Below are 19,259 nucleotides of genomic sequence, written 5' to 3'. Positions count from 1 at the left end.
ATCAGGTGGCAAAAATAGCGGCATCATCGCCAAACGCTTTGAATTCCAGCGCATTACCACTTGGGTCTAGCAAGAACATCGTTGCTTGTTCTCCCACTTCGCCTTTGAAGCGTACATAGGGCTCAATCACAAACTCGATGCCTTGCGCTTGCAACCGCTGCGCCAAGGCTTCCCAACTTGGCATATCCAGAATCACGCCCCAGTGCTGCACGGGTACCGACTTGCCATCCACCGGATTCGTTGCCACAGTTGTATCGGTCGGTTCGCACAAATGCGCCGTAATCTGGTGGCCAAATAGGTTGAAATCAATCCAGCGATCGCTCGTGCGCCCAACCGTACAGCCCAACACCGACTCATAAAACTCACGAGTCTTGTGCAAATCAGTTACCGGAAACGCAACATGAAACGGACGAATCGCCATACGAAACTCTAAACTCGCTACTCCGACAACAAAGACAGCTGCTGCCCACCTTGCGCCTCATAGAAAACGCGCTCCACATCGCCCCGGCGATACATCGGGGTTGTTTGCCGAAAGCGAGTCACCATGCGGTATGTGATTCCCGCAGCTTCCAACTGCGATCGCCCCTTCTCCTGCGAACAGCCCAAAATTTGAGCCGCATAGTGCAACGGCAACCACTGCTTGCCAAACCGCTCCAGCAGTACCTCATCCGGCTCGCTCAGCATTTCATGAAGCAAATGCTCCGCCAGCAGCCAACAGGCTAGCGTATCCGCCTCGGCCCGGTGCGATCGCCCCACCTGAAAGCCAAAATGCCGCACCAAATCAGGCAAACTGCGCGATCGCAACTGGGGTAGCATCAACCGAGCAAACTGCACTGTGCAAAACTGATCCAGGGCCATCCGCGCAAACGTGGTTCCCATGCGGCGGTACTCCGCCTGCAAAAAACCATAATCAAACTCCAGATTATGAGCCGTCAGCACGCCCTCGTTTAACCATGGCAAATAGTCCGGCAACACTTGCGCCGTTGGTGCAGCCGCATCCACCATGTCCTGCGTGATCCCGGTAAAGGCCACAATCCTAGGTGGAATCAGGGTCTCGGGATTGACCAAATGAGTGTGCTGCCATTGCACCCCATCAGCCAGCGATGCGCGCAGCACCGAAATTTCGGTAACGCGGTTAGTGTGCGGTTGGCTGCCCGTTGTTTCTACATCGACCACGGTGAGCGATCGCTGACTCACCTGCCGATAAAATGCAAGCAATTCTGTTGAAAGCATCATCCCGTTATACCGCAAACTGGCGTGAGCAACAGGTGCATCCCAGGCGCATCAGACCGCCCAGCTACATCATCGCCAGCTCACCCACCACATCCAGCCGCTTGCACTCGCTCAGGGTCATGTATCGTTCCGACAACGTTTCGGCAATGGTGGGAGAAATCCAGCCCATTTGCTTCAGCAAATGCGTTGCCACGGCATACTTGGCGCGCTTGGCTCCGTCATTGACCTTAATGGCAAGACCCAGCCCTTCACCCACCCGACCAATGCACTGAATTCCCTCGGCTCCCGCCTTGCTGACCAACTCTCCCGATGTGAGCTGCATCAAGTCGGTATCAAATTCGCCTTCGCCCGCAATCATGGTGGGGTGGTGAGTCATCGCCCGAACGATGCGCTCCATTTCTACACTGGAGCCAGAGGCCAATTGGGCATATAGCGAGGCCATTTGCCCCATTTGCAAAAAGTAGGTTGGGGCACCGCAGTCGTCGCGGGCAGCAATAAATTCCGCCGCTGGCATGCGCAGCAGTTCGGCAACTTTGCCAAGAATAAGCTGCTGCACCGGATGGTTGCGATGCAGGTAGGTATTGAGAGCGAAATTTCGCAGTTGGCACACCGCTAACATGCCTGCATGCTTGCCCGAGCAGTTGTGCTGGAGGGCGCTTTTTTTGCCATTGGGAATGGGGCATTGCAGGGCAGAGGGATCGACATCGCACCGCCACAAAATGTTGAATGCCTGCCGCACTTGCTCGACATGCCCCCGATGGGAAGCACACATAATGGCCAAGTCGCGATCGCTCAGTCCATAGCGCTCCAGTGCCCCAGTTGTGGCCACCGCCAAGGCCTGAAAGGGCTTCAGTGCCGATCGCATAAAGGTTGCCGTTTCGGCATTGCCAGCGACCGACAGCACGCGGCCGCGATCATCTGCGACTGCTGCTTGCACATAATGTTTTGATTCCGCAATTCCTTCGCGCAGGAGGCGAACTTCTAGCTCAGCCGTGTGTGTCCGTTTTCCCATTGTCATGGCTATAGACTGTGACATACTCCCGTCTCCGGTGCAAGTCCACCATCGAGAACAAGACACCGGTTGGACGCATAAACATGAGACGTGAAAACCCAAACCCTGTCGGGGCCGACCAAACTAGAGCCCAAACGACAAAATCCAGGTGCTGGCCCCTAGCACCAATAAACCACCAAACGCAGCAAAGGTGAGCAAAAGCCGCTGCAAGATGGGCTTGATTTGATACGTCACAATCAGGCGATCGCGTTGCAGCATTTCCTCGGGTTTGGTCCAGGTTTGGCCATCGTACCAACCCGACTCTTCGTAGAAAATGGTGTCCTTCATGAGGCGATCGCGCACGTACAGCCAGCCCAACAGCAGTTGCACCAGCGCCAGCAGCGGAATCACACAGGCACCGCCTGCTGCACACAGCACAAACTGCCCCGGATACTTATTGGCGGGAAAGCTGACCGTAGCAATCGGCGCAGAAAATGCCCAACTCACAGCCCACAACAGCAGAATCGGCTTGAGATATGCAACTCGGCTGAGCGTTGCCCACCGAAAAAACCAGGATTCGGTCAAATCCTGAAATTCATTGATCGGCTGCTGCTCGGTTGGCACCGGACAGACGGGGGCGGAAGGCTTCATGATCATGAGACGCAATGATTGCTCACGGTACCGGATCTGATTATGGAGTGTTTCCCAATGGATGAAAAGGGGCGAATGACTTGGGAAACTGGCAACGCCCGCTTAGGGCTGGGATGGCGTGAAAGGAACATGTTCGGCATGTCCCCAAAATGCTTCGAGACTGTAGAACTCACGCTCCCGAGGCATAAAGACGTGAACAATGACTTCGCCATAATCCAGCAATAACCAGTTTCCGTCGGCTTGCCCCTCGGTTCGCAAGGGCTGACGGTGCCATTGTTCTTCTACTTTAGCTTCAATACTATTGGCGATCGCACGAACCTGAGGTTGCGACAGGCCGCTGGCAATCACAAAATAGTCGGCCAAGTAAGAAACATCTCCCACTTTGAGGATCGTGATATCTACGCCTTTGCGGTCATCAGCGGCTTCGGCAATAGTGACAGCCAGCTGTAGTGCCGCATCCTCCGCTTGGGCAGATGCAGGAGTTGAGGCGATCGCATCAGGATTTCGAGAATAGGTCATCTAAAAAATCAAAACCTCACCATAGGTACAATGTGAACGATTGAGGCCACCTCACGTGCCTCGTTGCTGTGCAGTGCGGCTGGCCAAACCTGTGAACGGTAGACATGCAGCTGTCGAAGAGGATTGGCTATCGGCTCTATGGATGCACGAGCCATGAGCCATCCATGATCGCTGCGAACAAGGGTTATGGCCTGATCATAGTCAATTCCGACAAAGAGGGAAACTATCCATCATGACAGATGGCCACAGGAATGCACAAAGGCTCGTGTACCAATTGGTTCACCCGTTGCGGACTTTGCAAACATCCGTAAACAACCGTGAGTTTTGGCTTAGCTAAAAAGCCCCTTCGCACCAGTTCCGCAATTTGGCCCACCCTGCGGGAAGCAAGCTACATCCCCCAGCCCTTTCTCCTAGTAGTGGGAGAAGAGAAGCAAGATTCACAGTTCCTCTCCCAAGCTTGGGAAAGGGACTTAACGTGAGTTATGGATAAGCTGAAGTGCCCATTTTTGCGTGCGCGTTGCGCACGCAAAAATGGGTTTTTCTGAGGCTTGCGCGCCACGCAAACCTCAGAAAAACCCTGAACCGAAACTGACGGGATTTAGGGTGAGAGCTACATAAGGTGGGATGCATCCTAGGCATGGACTTTAAGTAGAGGGAAAGGAGATTAGCCGTGTTTAGGAATGGCCCGTTTGCGATCGCTCGACAGAAACCAGTTGCGTGTTTGCAGTGCCCGAGGATGGATCAGGCGGGCGGTCTCCAGCAGGTATTGAATCGAGTAGTCGCAGGTCATCCACACGGCGCGGAGCAAATTTTGAGTGCTCATGGCGCGGAGCTGCTGTAGAACAGCTGTGTCGCCTCGTCCTGGCTCTAGGGTATCGGCCAAAAACACAATGCAGCTCACTGGGCTCATGTTGGGTTGACCCAGAGTGTGGTTGGCGATCGCCCCCAATACTTCGGGATCTTGCACCCCAAACTCATTGCGGGCAATTACGGCCCCGATGTCGGCATGCAGCAAATGGGGATTCAGCTCATCAACTGGGTCTAGCTCCATCCCTTGGGCCTGGGCCATTTCCAGCAAACGCTTGGGCGAAAAATTTTTGGCTAGGTCGTGCATTAAAGCCGCTTGCGCTGCTTGGCGGGCATCCACGCCATGATGCTCGGCCAGCTCGATCGCCATGGCTTCTACTCGAAGAATGTGCTGCACTCGCGCTGGGGGAACCTCTTGTTCTAGCCACGTCAACACGCGCGATCGCAATGGCTGCTCCACAAACATGTGTTCCAAACGCCTCTTAATTTCGCCACTCTATTTTCTATAGTAGCGAGGTAGTCGCGAGGTATTAGGCGGGGTTTGGTTGGGATGGTGATGTAGACCCCAAACGAATGCTACCGCCGCGTGGCAACCTGTTCTGGAAATTGGGCGATCGCCGCAACTTTGGATTGACGCTGAATCAACCGTGCAAACAAGGCTTCGTATGCATCCAATGCGCGATCGCGAGCATAGTAGTTCAGGGCAAACTGTCGACCCTGCTGCCCTAACTCTGCGGCCCGCTCTGGGTCGTGGTATAAGCCGCGAATGGTTTCGGCAAGCATGCTAGGTTGCTCAGCCGGAACCACCACACCACCGCCACTTTGGGACAGGGCGCGCGCCGCCATCCCGTTGAGCGGCACTGAGGCCACAATCGGGCGACCGCTGGCAAGCAACAGCTGTAGCTTCGATGGCATGTTAAACGACACCACATTGCGTTTCTGCACGACCAATCCCACATCCGCAGCCGCCAACATCTCAGGCAAGTAGTGCCTGGGTTCAAAATCGCACAGCAGTACATTGTGGATATTGTGCGCTTTGCAGTACTGGGCTAGCCGCTGTCGAGCCCGCTCCTCGCCCACAATCACGAACTTAACATTCGGAAGGTCTTGCAACTTGGCGGCTGCATCCAGCACGGTTTCCAACCCTTGGGTTAGGGCTATGTTGCCGGAGTACATCACCACAAACTGATTGTCCAAACCGTAGCGTTCGCGAAAGGGGTTTCCAGCTTTGGGCGTTGGCCGCACAAAGTCGGTATCGACCCAGTTGGGAATACAGGTAATTTTTTCTGGAGGGACTTGCTTGCTCAGCAGATTGTCGATAAACCCTTCAGTAATGACGCTAATGGCCGTGGCTGAACGGTAGGCAAATTGCTCAAGCATTTTGAAGATGCGAATGGCAAATTTGCTTTTGATCAGCCCCAGATGAATGGCCGCCTCTGGCAAAATGTCTTGCAAATTGACCACAACTGGGCAGTTGTAAATCCAGCCCAGCAGAGCTGCAGGCACACACACTGGCAACGGTGGAATGGTGAGCAAAATGATGTCGGGCTGCCAGCCGTTTAGGGCTTGTACAAAACTGGTGAGAACAAAGCTACCGTCCAAAATCATGCGGGCTACTAAGCCTGGTTTGGGACGGATCCACACATAGCAGCGCTGAATATGCACCCCATTGCGGACTTCAGACTGGTAGAGTTTGCCACGGTAGCCTTCGTAAATTTTTCGCTGAGGGTAATTGGGCATCCCTGTGACAACGCGCACTTCGTGACCGCGCTTTACCAAGCCCTCTGCTAGCTCGGTCATTAAGGGCGCAATCCCGATAGGCTCAGGATGGTAGTTGTAGGAGTAAATCAGGATTCGCATGGTGGCAGATGAAGAGGGTGAGCCCGGCGGGGGCTGCCGGAGGGTGGGTAGAGAGCCAAGTAAGGATGATGTCGCCAGACCAGACGAGTGATGAACCGGTGCTGAAAAGCAGAGAGGATGGCCGAGCGGAGGAAATTGGATGGGGCTAGTAAGAATAAGGTGAAAGCTGTAACGGCTGAATTGGGCCTGTCCTGCTGTCCGTTCGGTTGATGGTTTAGGTATAAAGATTGCGTATACAAGTTACGTATACAGAGTGCAGCTCTAAAATCGCGAAAGTTATTCTGAAAATTTACTTAAATTGCTGGCTGAGTTGATGGTGCCATTTCCCGAATAGCGATCGCCAAAGTGACGGTTCATGATTCAGATAACGGTTTACAGAGACACTCCTAAGGCTATCTTTCCCCGATTTGTTCTTAGCTCATAGGTCAAGCATAACGCCGCTTTTCCTGGCTATATCGACCTTACGGCGATCGCTTCAGACAATCTTTAGTCAGAATTTTGACATAGTAAAGATTTGATGAAGTATCAACTGATGCATGCTGTTAGGAATACGGATAACTGGGCCGAAAGGGCGATCGTCCTTGAAGAGCCGAGTTTGTCAGGGTTCCATCCTGCTAAAAAGCCCCTAAATTTTCTGTTGACATCGTTAGAAAGCTCTTTTGCTGATCGAAAAATCAGCAGATTCTAAATGATTTTTGCAAAGAAAATATTAAGTAAGTTAGATCGCTGAGGTCGAGGAAGCGCTGGGTTGGGGTGCCTTCCTGAAGCACCTGCTGGAGCTGCCCATCAAAGCGATCGCAGTAGGAATCATGAGCGCATCCTCGGTCTGGGGTTGTCCGTAGGTTCTGCATTCATCTACATTCATCGGTTTTGCTCCTTGTTAATGAATGACCTGAAACCCTTTGTGGTGTTCAGGTGGCTTGTATTCAACCAGTACTTGATCGACTAGCGCTGTGGGTGGTCCTTGATGGCACCAGCGCAGCATCTCCTCAACGCGATCGCGCGGCCCCTCAAAAATTGCTTCAACTCGACCGTCTCGCAAATTGCGAACCCAGCCGCTGAGCTTAAGCAGCGTTGCCGTATCCCAGGTAGAGGCGCGGTAGCCCACACCCTGTACCCGCCCCAGCACAAAGACATGGGCGCAGATCGTGTTTGGATCAGAAGCCGATTCAGCCATGTGTATGCCTCATTTGCCATGTGAACTGCTGTGTCAACCCAAATATATGGCATCAGCTTAAACCGTCAGCAGGCTCTGGGTAAGGTCACCAATACCGCTATCTATCTATCGGTAGACCCAGGCAAATTTACGCCTTGTTGGGGAGCAAAGTTTACGTCTAGAGAGAGCTAATCAAAGCTGCCGATTTCGCTATTGTTTGGATATGTAGCTCAGTCGGCACTATTACCTGGCCATCGTTATGTCTAACAATCATTTCCCATTTCCCGATCAACTGGGTGCAGCTGTGAGTGATGCTGCGCAATCGGTCGCCAGCACAGCCGACCAGGTTGGAAAGTCGGTTGCTCCTGTTGCCCAAAGTTGGATTGAGCGCACAACCGAAACGGTGGGTCGATTTGTCACACCCATTGCTGACAATCCTCTGGTCAAGATGGCGACCAAGGCCCCTGGCATTAAGTGGCTGATGGCTGCGCTGGGACAGGTGGATGTGGCAACGGTGCACGAAGAAGTGCTGAAGCTCCGGCAAACATACCCAGCCGATTCCAATGAGCAGTTGGCGCAGCGAGTGATTGCCAATGCTGCCACCAAAGCCGCAGGAATTGGCCTAGCTGCTAACGTGGCTCCTCCGCTGGCCTTGAGCTTGCTGGGGTTAGAGCTGGCTGCTATCAATGCCCTTCAGGCGGAGATGGTGTATCACATCGCGGCAATCTATGGATTTGAACCGAATGATCCGACGCGGCGAGGTGAGGTGTTGGCGCTTTGGGGGCTCTCGATGGGTGGCTCGAACGTGCTAAAGGCAGGCTTGAGCGTTGTGGAGCTGGTGCCATTGGTGGGGCCTGCGGTGGGAATTGCCAGCAATGCGGGCTTGCTATATGCCTTGGGCTACGTGGCCTGCCAGTTTTATGAAAACAAGCGAGCGTCGTTCGAGCTAGATGCCCAGCGTCAGCTTAATTCGACTCTGGACGCTGAGCTATAAAACCAAACGATGAGATGGGATAGAGCTTGAGCGAGCTGAGGATTGACGAGTGTCAGTTCGACTGCCCCAATGTTGAGAGGCATGCGCCTGAACATTGGGGCTTTTCGTTTGGGTCTGGACTTACGCATTGGTGTTGTGGGTAGGGTACTTCGCGCCCTACCCACAACACCAACACACCAGATTTAGTGGGCTTGCGTAAGCCCTGTCGGTGATGTTGAGTTTGTTATGGGATGTGAACCAGTGAAAGCTACCGTCTGTAGCTGCAAAAAGTTTGCGTGTGGGATGGTTGAGCAGTTCTGTCGAGGCTAGCTTCCTAGTCGGAGTTTGGTTCTGAATAGAGGGCGATCGCGCGCTACGGCTCCGCTGCGCCACAATTCATGCAGAAGGTCGGAATCTCTGGTTATGGTGCGCCAGTCGATGTACCCAAAAGCGAGCAGTGTTCAAGGCAGGCAGTTCTATCTAAAGACGGATAGCCAGTCGCGCTCGCTGCCAGCTTTTGCCGGATACACTAAGCTTCAGTACAAGTACTGGCTTTTTGCCCCCGACCTTTAGGAGTGCACACCATGACATTTGTCGGTATTGCATCGATGGATTCATCTGCGATCGCCCCCGTAGATGGAGGGGTTTCCCCCTTGTCGCAATTCGTACCAAGTCCACAACCAACCAGCCTCGACTTTAACCAAACCCTAGATGAAGAGATCATTGCAGCGGTGCAGCAAACCAACGGCACGTTAATTTTTGATAATGGCTCTCTCACCAGTAACGTCACATCGCCGTTGGGCGACGTAATTGGTACTTACAACTTGGTGGATCTGCTGGGTCAGCTCAGTGTGGAGTTTCAGGAACTGGACGGTACGTTGACGGTTGAGAACGGTACGATCGCTGGGGATTTATCGACGGGTGACCAATTACTGACCGGATCACTCCAGTTCTCGCAGCTGGTTGGCAGTGCATTGACCGATGTGGTGACCAACCTGTCGGGGACGGTGCCATTTGCAAATGGGGCCTTTGAAGTAGAGATTCCCACAGCGCTGGGTACCGTTAGCGGCACGATTGGCTTTGGTAGCGGTGCACTGGTAACGGACTTGACCACGCCCTTTGGCCCAGTCAACTTTTCGGTTGATTTTGGCGACAATGCCCAAATTCCCTTTTCGATCAACAATGCAGGCAACAATATTGCGGCTGTTCTGGACTTGTCGAACGGGTTCATTTCTTTTGATCTATTGCCAACAAGCACGGGCGGCGAGATTCAAGTCCCGCTGACGTGGCTAGAGGGCAGTATCACCTTTGCCAATGGTCAGGCGGCAATCGCCCTACCTACCGTCTTTGGCGATGTAAATACCACAATCGATTTGGTCGGGTTGGTCGAAACCGAAGTCGTCCCCTTCCTCAACAGCATTGCCGGAACGCTCACGGTCAATGACGGTCTGCTCACCGCCGATTTGACCACTCCCGAAGGTCCGTTTGTGGGAACGATCGATGGCGTAGCGCTGCTGGCCGAGTTGTCGGAAATTGCGGTGGGAACGTCGGGCACCATCATCATTGGCGATGGCCTGATTGTGAGCGATTTGACCACGCCCATTGGGGATTTGGTCGGCACCATCGATTTGTCTCAGGCGTAGCCGTGTTCGGGACATGTCCCTAAACCTGTGGTGCGTTGGCCAAGAGCCGCGTACCCACACTTCTGACTGAGCGATCGCCGCCAACCGAATTATCGAAATCAAAATAGCCCATGGTTATGTGCGCGACTCGCACGCAACCATGGGCACTTTCGTTTATCTATCCTCAGGTTATCGAACGGTGGCGATCGCCCCGGTGCTTTCATTCGCAAGCCGATCAACCGCGCACACGGCATAGGTTCCAGCGGGAGCAGCAAGGGTTGTGGTGGTGCCTGGCAGAATGCGGTACAGGCTCCACTGGTTGCCCGACTGGCGGTAGATGCTCCAGGAGCGAGGGACGGGTGTGGCGTACCAGCTGAGTTTGCCAGAGGCGACCCGCAGTTGCTGAACGGTTGTGGGTGCCTGGTTGCCAAGCCAAGCCATGGTGGGTGGTAGCGTGGGTGGTTTGTAAATGTCGGTTTGTAGGCGATCGCTAAACCCATTGCGATTGGCTGCTAATGATTTCATGCTGTAGAACACGTTGCCCTGTGCCAACCTGGAATGGCGATCGCGGGTAAGGGCAATTTGGCGCTCTAGCTCGGTGGTGTCTTGGTTCGCTTCGACCAACAAAGCCAAATTATTGCCGGGATAGATGTGCCGCTGGCGTGTATTTTGGTCGAGCCACCAATCTAGTAGCGCTGTGTAGCTTTGGGCTGGTGGGTCAATTCGCCAATAGAGTTGGGGCGATAGGTAATCGACCCAGCCCTGCTGCAGCCACAGGCGCGAGTCGGCATAGAGTTGCTCGTAGGCATCGAGCCCTCGAATTTGTGATGGTTGCCCCGGTCGGTAAATGCCAAACGGGCTAATGCCAAATTTGACGTGGGGCTTCGTGGCCTTAATGCCAGCGGCTAGCCGTTGAATCAGCGTGTTGACGTTGTTGCGTCGCCAGTCCGAGAGAGACAGGGTGCCGCCTGCATTGCGATAGGCCTGATATGTGGCTCCATCGGGAAAGGTTTGCCCCGCAATGGGGTAGGGATAAAAGTAGTCATCTAAATGAATGCCATCGACATCGTAGCGGCGTACAACATCCAAAATGACGTTGTAGGTGCGATCCTGCACAACTCTGGCACCGGGGTCCATCCACTGCTGGTTTCCCCAGGTGTACACCACGTCGGGATTGGTGGCGGCAATGTGGGGGCGAACGTGAACCGTTTGGACGGTGGTGCGGGCGCGGTAGGGATTGAACCAGGCATGGAGTTCGAGATTGCGCTGACGGCACTGGGCGATCGCAAATGCCAACGGATCGTAAAAGGGTTCGGGGGCTTTGCCCTGAGTGCCGGTTAGCCAAAAGCTCCACGGCTCCAGCGAAGACTGGTACAGCGCATCGCCCTCGGGCCGCACCTGAAACATTACCGCATTACAGTTCATGGCTTGCAGCTTGTCGAGAATGGCGACCAACTCGGCCTGCTGTTGAGCGGTTGTCAACGTTCGCTGGGAGGGGAAATCGATATTCCAAACGGTGGCTACCCAAGCGGCGCGCAGCTCTCGGCGATGGCTTACGCTGGCTAACCGCATCCACTGCACTACCCATTCCGAGTTGATCGGAGGCACCCGCTCTTGCACTACCAGGCATTGATAAATGAAGGCGGCAATATCGGCACGAGTAGCAGCTTCGAGCGATCGCACCCGATTGCGATTGGGGTGGTTGACTACGATCCCCGCTTCGCTGGCGGCGGCGATCGCCCCTGCTGCCCAGGCCGGAATCTGCGCGGCATCTTGGTAGAGATCGCCCAACGGAATTGCCGTTGAGGCCGATAGTCCCAGCCCATTCACTAGCGCTACCCAAGCCTGCACCCTGGGGATCGATTCCAAGGGGCGAAACTCACTGCCGGGATAGCCAGACAGGAATCCGGTTTCGTAGGCCCAGCGAATGGCCGCCGCCGCCCAATAATCGGGCGAAATATCCACAAATGGCACATAGGGCCGCACCAGAGGCTTGGTAAACGCCGCCCGCAGCAATGCCGCAAACTCGGCCCGACTCATGGGGCGATCGGGCCGAAAGGTACCATCCTCAAAGCCGCGGATGATCCCCCGTTGCGTGAGCCCTTCAATAAACGGCTTGGCCCAATGGGTTTGAATATCGGGAAACGAGGATGTGGAATTGACCATAACAGTACCTGGGTCACGAGAGAGGATGCACCCGGCGATCGCGCCGATAGCCCCTGTTATAGCGCTGCTTGTTCGTTGCTCATGTAATTTCTTCAGGACTTACGCATTTGTGTTGTGGGGGGGGTGTGACCCCCCCCCCCCACAACACAAACACACCAGGTTTAGTGGACTTGCGTAAGTCCATCTATTCTTGAAACTTGAGATGGATGACAGCTTTTAGACGAGGGCCTTGAGTAAGGCTTGCAGCTTGAGCTTGACCTCGGCCAACTCGCGGTCTGGATCAGACCCTGCCACGATCCCGGCACCGGCATATAGGCGGGCTCGGTTGCCCTCGAGTTCGGCTGAGCGAATGCCCACCACAAATTCGGCATTGCCTTGGGCATCGACCCAGCCGAGGGGTGCCGCATAGCGCGATCGCCCAAACGGTTCGTAGCGGCGAATTTCGGCACAGGCCAAGTCGCGCGGCATGCCCGCGACGGCGGGAGTTGGGTGCAGCTCTGCCAACAGATCGAGCGGGTGTAAATGGGCTGGAACTGTTCCCCAAATGGGGGTTTGCAGATGCTGAATGTTGGACAGTTTGAACAGTTGGGGCATGGTGGCAGACTGCGGGGTAATGCCCAAATGCGTGAGGCGATCGCACAAAAAGTCGGCAACAAGCTGGTGTTCGTGGCGTTCTTTTTGGCTACTCAGCAGGCGATCACCATGGTCAGCATCGGCTTCGGGTGTGGAACCACGCGGGGCAGACCCGGCCAATGCTTCAGTTAAAAAGCGACCATTTTGCACTCGAATCAGCCGTTCAGGACTGGCTCCAATAAAGGTTTTTCCGGTGCCATTGTGGGTAGAAAAAATGAAACAGTCGGGATGAGAATGACGCAACTGCTGAAGTGATTGAATCCAATTAAACGGAAGGGGTGATACGACATCAACGGCATGGGAAAGCACAAGTTTGTCCAGCCGTTTCTGCCGCATTGAATCGAGGGCTGAGGCGACGGTTGCTCGAAAGTCATTCACATCGGAAATTTGCCATTGATGAAAGGCTGGATTGAATGCTGTGGGAAAGTGAATCACGCGATGTTTGACGGACTGAATGGATTGAAATTGCTGCCAAACTCGCTGACTAATATCTTCTGTTTTGCTATATGCATGAAGCGTAATGCAGGCGATCGCCCAGGATTGGTCTGCTTGCCGAACCACTTGCCATGCGGGCAAAAATGCCATTGCTGGTGCTGGGTCGTGCTCCGATTGGCTTTCATCTGCAAAGAAAGTAAAGCTGCACAAAAAACGAGGCGAACGTTGGGTTGAAATGCCGCCGGTGTAGACCTCGCAAGATTGGATAAATTCTTGAACTTCGGCAAAGCGAAACTGACCGCTACTGGTGCGAGATTCGACCGTGCCAAATGCAGCGATCGCATCTTGTTCACCGGGTTTTTCTAAATAAAAATGCGCCTCTCCAGGACGCACCATTGTTTGCAATACCGCGAGGGGATCGGTTGGATCTAAATCAAAGGCGATCGCCACGAATTGGGCATCGCGAGTTTCAAGATTTTTGTGTTGAATAGAACGGAGATATTGAGCAAGCGTTTTACAGTCTTGAAAAGAATGAATTGAACTGGGTACGACTGGCATGGGTAAACCGTTAGGGATGCAATCGACAAACTCCGTATCAAGCAGTTCTAGACTTGCTCAAAATCGCTCGAAGCCTTTATAGAAGCCGGATCAGGACGATGGAGTTGTTTACTACAGGTAACATAATTGGCAGGCTCTAGCCACCAAAATCACCCGATGTTAGTCACAACTCTTTACAGTTGTTGCTCGTGGGAAGGCATCAGTGGGTACGCCAGAAGTCCTAGAATTTTAAGGATTACAGCCAAGCAACCTCAAGTTTGAGCGGTGCCGTTCTCCACATCTTCCTTTTGAATTTTCCTTTGAACTTCTTGCCTTGATTCAGCATGACGATCAAACCCCTGCGTTCTTTCGAGTCATCTCATTCTCAAACTGGGCAATCGCCCTCCAAAAAGCTGTGGATGGCGGCCATAAAACCGCCGATGTATAGCGTTGCCATTATGCCGATTGCGGTGGGTACGGCGATCGCCTGGGCCGAAACGCGCACCCTTCACTGGCCTATCTTTCTCACGTTTTTGCTATCTGCCGTGCTGATTTTGGCGTGGGAAAACTTGAGCAACGATGTGTTTGACTCCGAAACGGGCATCGACCAAAACAAGCACCACTCGCTGGTGAACCTGACGGGGAACAAACCCCTCATTTTTTGGATTGGCAACCTGTGCTTGGCGTTGGGCGTGTTGGGAATTGTCGCGATCGCCCTGTGGCAGCGCGACTTTACTGTGCTGGGGCTGATTTTGGCCTGCTGCGGGCTGGGGTACCTGTACCAGGGGCCTCCGTTTCGCTTGGGGTACCACGGCCTCGGCGAGATTTTGTGCTTTTTTGCCTTTGGGCCACTGGCGGTTGAGGCGGCGTACTACAGCCAAACTCAAACCTTTTCGTTGACGGCCCTAGCGGCCTCTGTGGTGGTGGGGATCAGCACAACACTGGTACTGTTTTGCTCGCACTTTCACCAAGTGGCGGATGATATTGCCGCAGGAAAGCGATCGCCCATTGTGCGGTTGGGAACCCAACGTGCCGCAAACTTACTGCCTTGGGCCTGTGGTGGCTTGTTTGGTTTGATTGTGGTTGGAGCGGCGTTGGGCTTTTTTCCGCTGTGGACGCTGATCGCTTTGGCAAGCTTGCCGCCTGCCCTTAGCCTGTGCCGCCATGTGGGGCAGTTTCACAATCACCCCGAGCGAGTGAGCAACAGCAAATTTATTGCGGTGTCGCTGCATTTTTGGAGCGGGGTGCTGTTGTGTTTGGGCTTTGTGGTGTAGCGGGTCGTTCCAAAAAGTGCAGCTTAAATAAGCGCAGATCAAACAAGCGCAAATGAGATGCGCGATCGCCCGAGTGACAAGAGCGATTGTCTCTCAGGTTCACTCAAAACCCCTTGGTTGGCCTGTTGTGCCAACCAAGGGGTTTTGAGTGAACCTGAGTTTTGGATAAGCTGAAGTGCCCATTTTTGCGTGCGCAACGCGCACGCAAAAATGGGCTTTTCTGAAGTTTGCGCGCCGCGCAAACTTCAGAAAAGCCCTTAACCGAAACTGACGTTGAGTAACAACCCAAATCGCCAATTTTCGTGAGTTGGGGATGGAATTGCCAAACTCCGACCTACGACAATTGCTGTGCTTCAGTCTGATCCCTGGATCAAGCCCGCAAGCGAGGGCTAGAGGCTTAAAGCCGTTGAATCAGGGCTTTGAGCTTGTGCTTGCGAGCAGTGGCAGGAAGGACTGACAGCAAATCCCACGCAATGTGAGGCAATGCCAACAGAGAGCCTATATGGGCACGCCACTTGCTCCAGGTACGGAGCGATCGCCCCAGAGGAACATTCCACCAGCGGTTGACCGAGCACACCATGCCCGTTCCAATCGACGTGACCTCGTGCCACCAGCAGGACGGAATAAATAGAATTTCGCCTGCATGCAGCATGACATCGTATCGCTGCGCTAGAGCCTTGCGGTAGCGCGGAAACGCCTCAAAATCGGGGCGATCGGGATAGACCTGGCTGTAAACGGCGCGTCGCCGCAATCCATAAATCAAATGGTTCCACACCGAAAAGGGGTGCAGGTTGTACAGCTGGCTGGGCGGAAACAGAATAATGTGTTTGGTGCCGTAGAGCTGGGTGAGTGTGCCATCTAGGGGGTCGTAGTGGAGGCAACTGGTATGTCCGGCTGGCCCACACCAGAGATTGAGCGGCGTCATGGAACCTTTGAGACCCAGCACCGCTTCGGATTTTTGGAAGACGGGTGCATCGGCCAGGGGTGTACCGCCTAATCCACATCGACCGAGATAAAGGTCTTGCTCGTAGGCTTCGCCGCTGCGAATGAGATCTGCATACTCGGCAAAGGGCATACTGCGCAATGCTACGCCGCTGCCCATGTCTTGCCAGTCGCGTTTGTCTTGCTGGTAGCGATCGCGCCCGTACTTGCGAACTGGGAATGTGCGATCGCCCAAATGCTGAATCAAGAAGTCGAGATCCCAGTTGGGTTCCCCATCCAGTAACCCAGAAATCACCACAGGCCGTCCGGGAATGACATAGGTTTGAAGAAAGGCTTCTGGATGAATTTCGTGAGCTTGTAACCGTGGAACAGACAGAGGCGATTCAGGTTGGAATGCTGTAGAAAGTGTTTCTTGCATGAGTCTAAAGAGATAAATTCACGCCCAGTTCCCCAGCTTATCAACATTTGAAAGCATAGGGTGCTGGAGGGAATTTAGTCTTTCGATCGGCTAAAAACCATATTTTTGAGTACGTTGATGTAATCAGCAGGCTACGGTGTCCTGGGAACCGATGAACCTATAACTCCCTGAGTAAATATTTAGCATAGATAGAAAATTAGGTTGCGGAGAATTTGGGCACGCCAAATTCTCCGCAACCTAATGTGGAGCTGCCCTTCTAACCACACGCATTCACGACTGTGAAATATAGCAATAGCCAGTTTGATTAGGACGTTTTTGGGGGATGGCGTCGCCATCCCCCAAAAAACGTCCTTGTCTCAACTAAGCTGTCGCCAGCTATAGAACCGTGAAGCACAACCGATTTGAGGAAGCTTGGGTGGTAGGGTTAGCCTTTGCTGAGGGCGATCGCGCGTCCATCTTGATGCCGATCGAAGAGGATGCGAGGGGTGATCAGGGCTCGCACCAACAGCAGCAACGAGGCTAGTTCGCCAGGGGTGCGTCGGCTTTGCCATTGCCCTGGACGGCAAAACAGCATTTCAACCAGTTGGCGATGGTCTTGCACCCCCATGGGGTTAAACAAAATGCGCAGGGTGGGTAAGCCATTGCCCATTGCGTGGCGTGTGATGTGCCCAGTCACGGTGATGTTGGCTTCCATGAACGTGAGCTGTACGGTTGGGTGATCTCCCATGGGGTGCGATCGCAACGCCTGAGTAAGCATCACCTCAGCGCCAATTTCCGAAAGCAGGGTGGTATGCCCCCAGTAATCCTGACCATTCACGCGCAACCGCACCGTGCGCTGAATTTCAAACCAGTCGTACAAACTTGGGCGTGGCACATCTAGCAAAATCAACAGACCAATGCCTAGCATGACCAAGTTATAAATGCTCCACAGCCACCCAATTCCCAACCCCTTGCTATTCACCATTTGGTGCGCTTCGGGCGCAAGGGTGCCCATGTGGCCCGCCATCTTGAGGTTGATGATCAGGCTCATGGCCGTTAGGAAAAACAAGATGAGCAACGGCATGCCCAGCTTCCAGTTGAAATGGAAGCGATCGCTCGATAGCCCCTTGGGCGTAACCTTAAACCCGCGCGTAAAGGGGTTGAGCATCGTTTGGATTACGGTGATCGCTAACGGAAAGCACAGCGCAAAGGAGTAAATGTCGGACAAAATAGCCGAGCGCGATCGCTCATTGAGCCAAGAAAAGACCGTTAAGCTGACCACATAGTACGGCACAAAAAAGAACAGTAAATCCTGAGCGGTCGCCCGCAGCGGAATCACCCCCAAAAACGAATAGGCCAGCGGCATGAGCAAAAAACCGACCCGCGAAATGCTGGTAAACCAGTGCAGTAGACCTTCCAAATGGGCCAACCGCTGAATGGGTTTGAGGCCGGGAATTGTGAGCGGATTGGACTGAATAAAGAACGCTTGAAGGGTGCCGCGTGCCCATCGCAAGCGCTGCATGGCGTGGGCGGCAATATTTTCGGCGGCAAGTCCGGCACTGAGCTTTTCGTCTAAATACACCAGACGATAGCCTCGTGCCGAAATGCGAATCCCCGTAAAGTAGTCTTCGCTTAAAGAGTCGGTGACAAAACCACCCGCCTCTTCCAACGCCGATCGCCGCACCACAAACGAGGTGCCCGCGCAAATGACGCTACCTGCCCCATCGCGAATGGGCTGAATTTGACGGTAGAACACTTCTTCTTCGGGCGTGAGCACATGCTCTAGCCCCAGGTTTCGCGCCACGGGATCGGCATTGTAAAAAGTTTGGGGCGTTTGCACGAGCGCCACCTGCGGATCGCTAAAAAAGCCGACGGTGCGGGTCAAAAAGTTTTGGGTGGGCACAAAGTCTGCATCGAAGACCACCACCAATTCGCCAGAGACCTGCTCCAGAGCGTGATTGAGATTTCCGGCTTTGGCGTGGCGATTGTCGGGTCGGGTCAGGTAGTGGCACCCCAACTGGCGGGCCATCGCCTCGATTTCAGGCCGCTGGGTATCATCTAGGACATACACCTGCTTGGTGGGATAGTTCAGCGCCTGACACCCAATGACGGTGCGCCGCACAATAAATTCTGGCTCGTTGTAGGTGGGGATCAGCACATCTACGGTGGGGGTGTAGGCCCCGCTGAGAACCCGCTGAGATAGCCGCTCGGCCTCGGGACGGCGATCGCGCGCTCGCAAAAAGAGGGACAGCATGATGATGTTGCTGACCAAGAGCAGTAGCTCCATGCCAAACAAGCTCAGGCTAAAGATGCCGTTGAGCGGTGTATCGAGATTGAGGGTGGTCAGCGATCGCCACAGCAAATAGCGCACGGTTAGCGCTAGCAAAATGCTCACCACCACCACCCGCGACCATGAGCGAGGCCGGGGCGATACGCGGGTGATTACCAGCACCAGGCTTAACAGCAGGAGCGTGGGCACGGCAAGGTACTTTTGCGTCACCATGGGGGCTTCCAGCCACAAGGGCGGGTTCTCCTGCATGCGGCTTAACCAATCAACCGTGGCCAACACTCCGGCATGGCCCGAAACCCAGGCAATACTTACCGTCAGGGCGATCGCCATTAGTCCCAACACCACCAGCGTGGCGACTTGGGGGCGTCGCAAGGCCCGTTTCCTATGCCCAAGCTTGAAGCGACTTGCTTCCAGTACCATTCGTTTTCTCCCGTGTGAGCCTGAAATCTAGATCGTGAAGCAATGTAACGCTAGGGAACCGTCTTGTAATCTAACGGAGAAACCTTAAATCTTCCTGAGTCGCTAGTTCTAGCTTTGTCTACGATTGATGACATGAGAGGGTGTGCGGGAATATCGGCGGCGATTGGGTCGAACGGCTATCTGCCCTCCCCGCATTGGTTCTACGCCAGGACTGACGCAGTTGAGTAATTTATGGAACGTTTAGTGCTCCATAAATTACTCAACCCCCTGGGTTTTTTGGATGCAGTGAGTCAGTTCGATACGCTTTGCTTGCTTGAGTACCTATGCGCGATCGCTGCGACACAGATTGCTTT

15 protein-coding genes are annotated in these 19,259 nt (G+C 54.0%); 3 read left to right on the top strand and 12 right to left on the bottom strand.

Annotated features, from left to right (window positions below; translation table 11 throughout):
- Position 1: 1 nt before the first annotated feature.
- From ACQ4M4_RS01700 to ACQ4M4_RS01665, 8 genes are all read right to left on the bottom strand, one after another.
- The gene (locus tag ACQ4M4_RS01700) at positions 2-421 is read right to left on the bottom strand and encodes a VOC family protein (protein WP_430682714.1); all 420 of its coding nucleotides are present in this window, start codon (positions 419-421) and stop codon (positions 2-4) included.
- Positions 422-438: 17 nt separating this feature from the next.
- Positions 439-1,236 (bottom strand): 3'-5' exonuclease, encoded by a 798-nt coding sequence (locus ACQ4M4_RS01695; RefSeq protein WP_430682713.1) that lies wholly within the window; start codon positions 1,234-1,236, stop codon positions 439-441.
- 61 nt (positions 1,237-1,297) lie between these two features.
- Positions 1,298-2,269 carry an asparaginase gene (locus tag ACQ4M4_RS01690; RefSeq protein ID WP_430682712.1) on the bottom strand — a complete coding sequence of 324 codons (972 nt, stop codon included), beginning with the start codon at positions 2,267-2,269 and terminating at the stop codon, positions 1,298-1,300.
- Between the two features lie 99 nt (positions 2,270-2,368).
- Positions 2,369-2,875: a CGLD27 family protein gene (locus tag ACQ4M4_RS01685; RefSeq protein ID WP_430682711.1), complete on the bottom strand. Its 507-nt coding sequence runs from the start codon at positions 2,873-2,875 to the stop codon at positions 2,369-2,371.
- 102 nt (positions 2,876-2,977) lie between these two features.
- Complete coding sequence (gene rsfS, locus ACQ4M4_RS01680; RefSeq protein WP_430682710.1) at positions 2,978-3,394, bottom strand: ribosome silencing factor; 417 nt, start codon at positions 3,392-3,394, stop codon at positions 2,978-2,980.
- A 664-nt stretch (positions 3,395-4,058) separates the two neighbouring features.
- On the bottom strand, positions 4,059-4,661 hold the full coding sequence (gene yqeK / locus ACQ4M4_RS01675; RefSeq protein WP_430682709.1) for a bis(5'-nucleosyl)-tetraphosphatase (symmetrical) YqeK: 603 nt from the start codon (positions 4,659-4,661) through the stop codon (positions 4,059-4,061).
- A gap of 116 nt (positions 4,662-4,777) precedes the next feature.
- Positions 4,778-6,061: a glycosyltransferase family 4 protein gene (locus ACQ4M4_RS01670; RefSeq protein WP_430682708.1), complete on the bottom strand. Its 1,284-nt coding sequence runs from the start codon at positions 6,059-6,061 to the stop codon at positions 4,778-4,780.
- An 880-nt stretch (positions 6,062-6,941) separates the two neighbouring features.
- Entirely contained in the window at positions 6,942-7,238 is a 297-nt protein-coding gene (locus tag ACQ4M4_RS01665) for an acylphosphatase (RefSeq protein ID WP_430682707.1), read from the bottom strand.
- A gap of 238 nt (positions 7,239-7,476) precedes the next feature.
- On the opposite strand from ACQ4M4_RS01665, the gene ACQ4M4_RS01660 reads away from it, so the two are divergent.
- Positions 7,477-8,211, top strand: a complete 735-nt coding sequence (locus ACQ4M4_RS01660; RefSeq protein WP_430682706.1) for a hypothetical protein — start codon at positions 7,477-7,479, stop codon at positions 8,209-8,211.
- Between the two features lie 563 nt (positions 8,212-8,774).
- Positions 8,775-9,833, top strand: a complete 1,059-nt coding sequence (locus ACQ4M4_RS01655; protein WP_430682705.1) for a hypothetical protein — start codon at positions 8,775-8,777, stop codon at positions 9,831-9,833.
- A 168-nt stretch (positions 9,834-10,001) separates the two neighbouring features.
- Here the strand turns inward: ACQ4M4_RS01655 and ACQ4M4_RS01650 are convergent, their stop codons facing one another.
- Together ACQ4M4_RS01650 and ACQ4M4_RS01645 are read right to left on the bottom strand one after the other, a co-directional pair.
- Entirely contained in the window at positions 10,002-11,978 is a 1,977-nt protein-coding gene (locus tag ACQ4M4_RS01650; protein ID WP_430682704.1) for a glycoside hydrolase family 10 protein, read from the bottom strand.
- 216 nt (positions 11,979-12,194) lie between these two features.
- Positions 12,195-13,604: an isochorismate synthase gene (locus ACQ4M4_RS01645; RefSeq protein ID WP_430682703.1), complete on the bottom strand. Its 1,410-nt coding sequence runs from the start codon at positions 13,602-13,604 to the stop codon at positions 12,195-12,197.
- A gap of 323 nt (positions 13,605-13,927) precedes the next feature.
- Here ACQ4M4_RS01645 and menA point away from each other — a divergent pair, with 323 nt between their 5' ends.
- Positions 13,928-14,857, top strand: coding sequence for a 2-carboxy-1,4-naphthoquinone phytyltransferase (gene menA, locus ACQ4M4_RS01640; RefSeq protein WP_430682702.1), 930 nt, complete (start codon positions 13,928-13,930; stop codon positions 14,855-14,857).
- A 397-nt stretch (positions 14,858-15,254) separates the two neighbouring features.
- Here menA and ACQ4M4_RS01635 read toward each other — a convergent pair whose 3' ends face one another.
- Both ACQ4M4_RS01635 and ACQ4M4_RS01630 read right to left on the bottom strand, forming a co-directional pair.
- A complete protein-coding gene (locus ACQ4M4_RS01635) occupies positions 15,255-16,217 on the bottom strand; it encodes a cupin-like domain-containing protein (RefSeq protein ID WP_430682701.1) in 963 nt (320 codons plus the stop codon).
- 424 nt (positions 16,218-16,641) lie between these two features.
- Entirely contained in the window at positions 16,642-18,858 is a 2,217-nt protein-coding gene (locus tag ACQ4M4_RS01630; protein ID WP_430682700.1) for a glycosyltransferase, read from the bottom strand.
- Positions 18,859-19,259: the final 401 nt, after the last annotated feature.

It is taken from the genome of Leptolyngbya sp. AN02str (assembly GCF_050565595.1).
Lineage (GTDB): Bacteria > Cyanobacteriota > Cyanobacteriia > Elainellales > Elainellaceae > Kaiparowitsia.
Note: the sequence above shows the minus strand (reverse complement) of the source record. Positions and strands in the feature narration are given on the sequence as shown.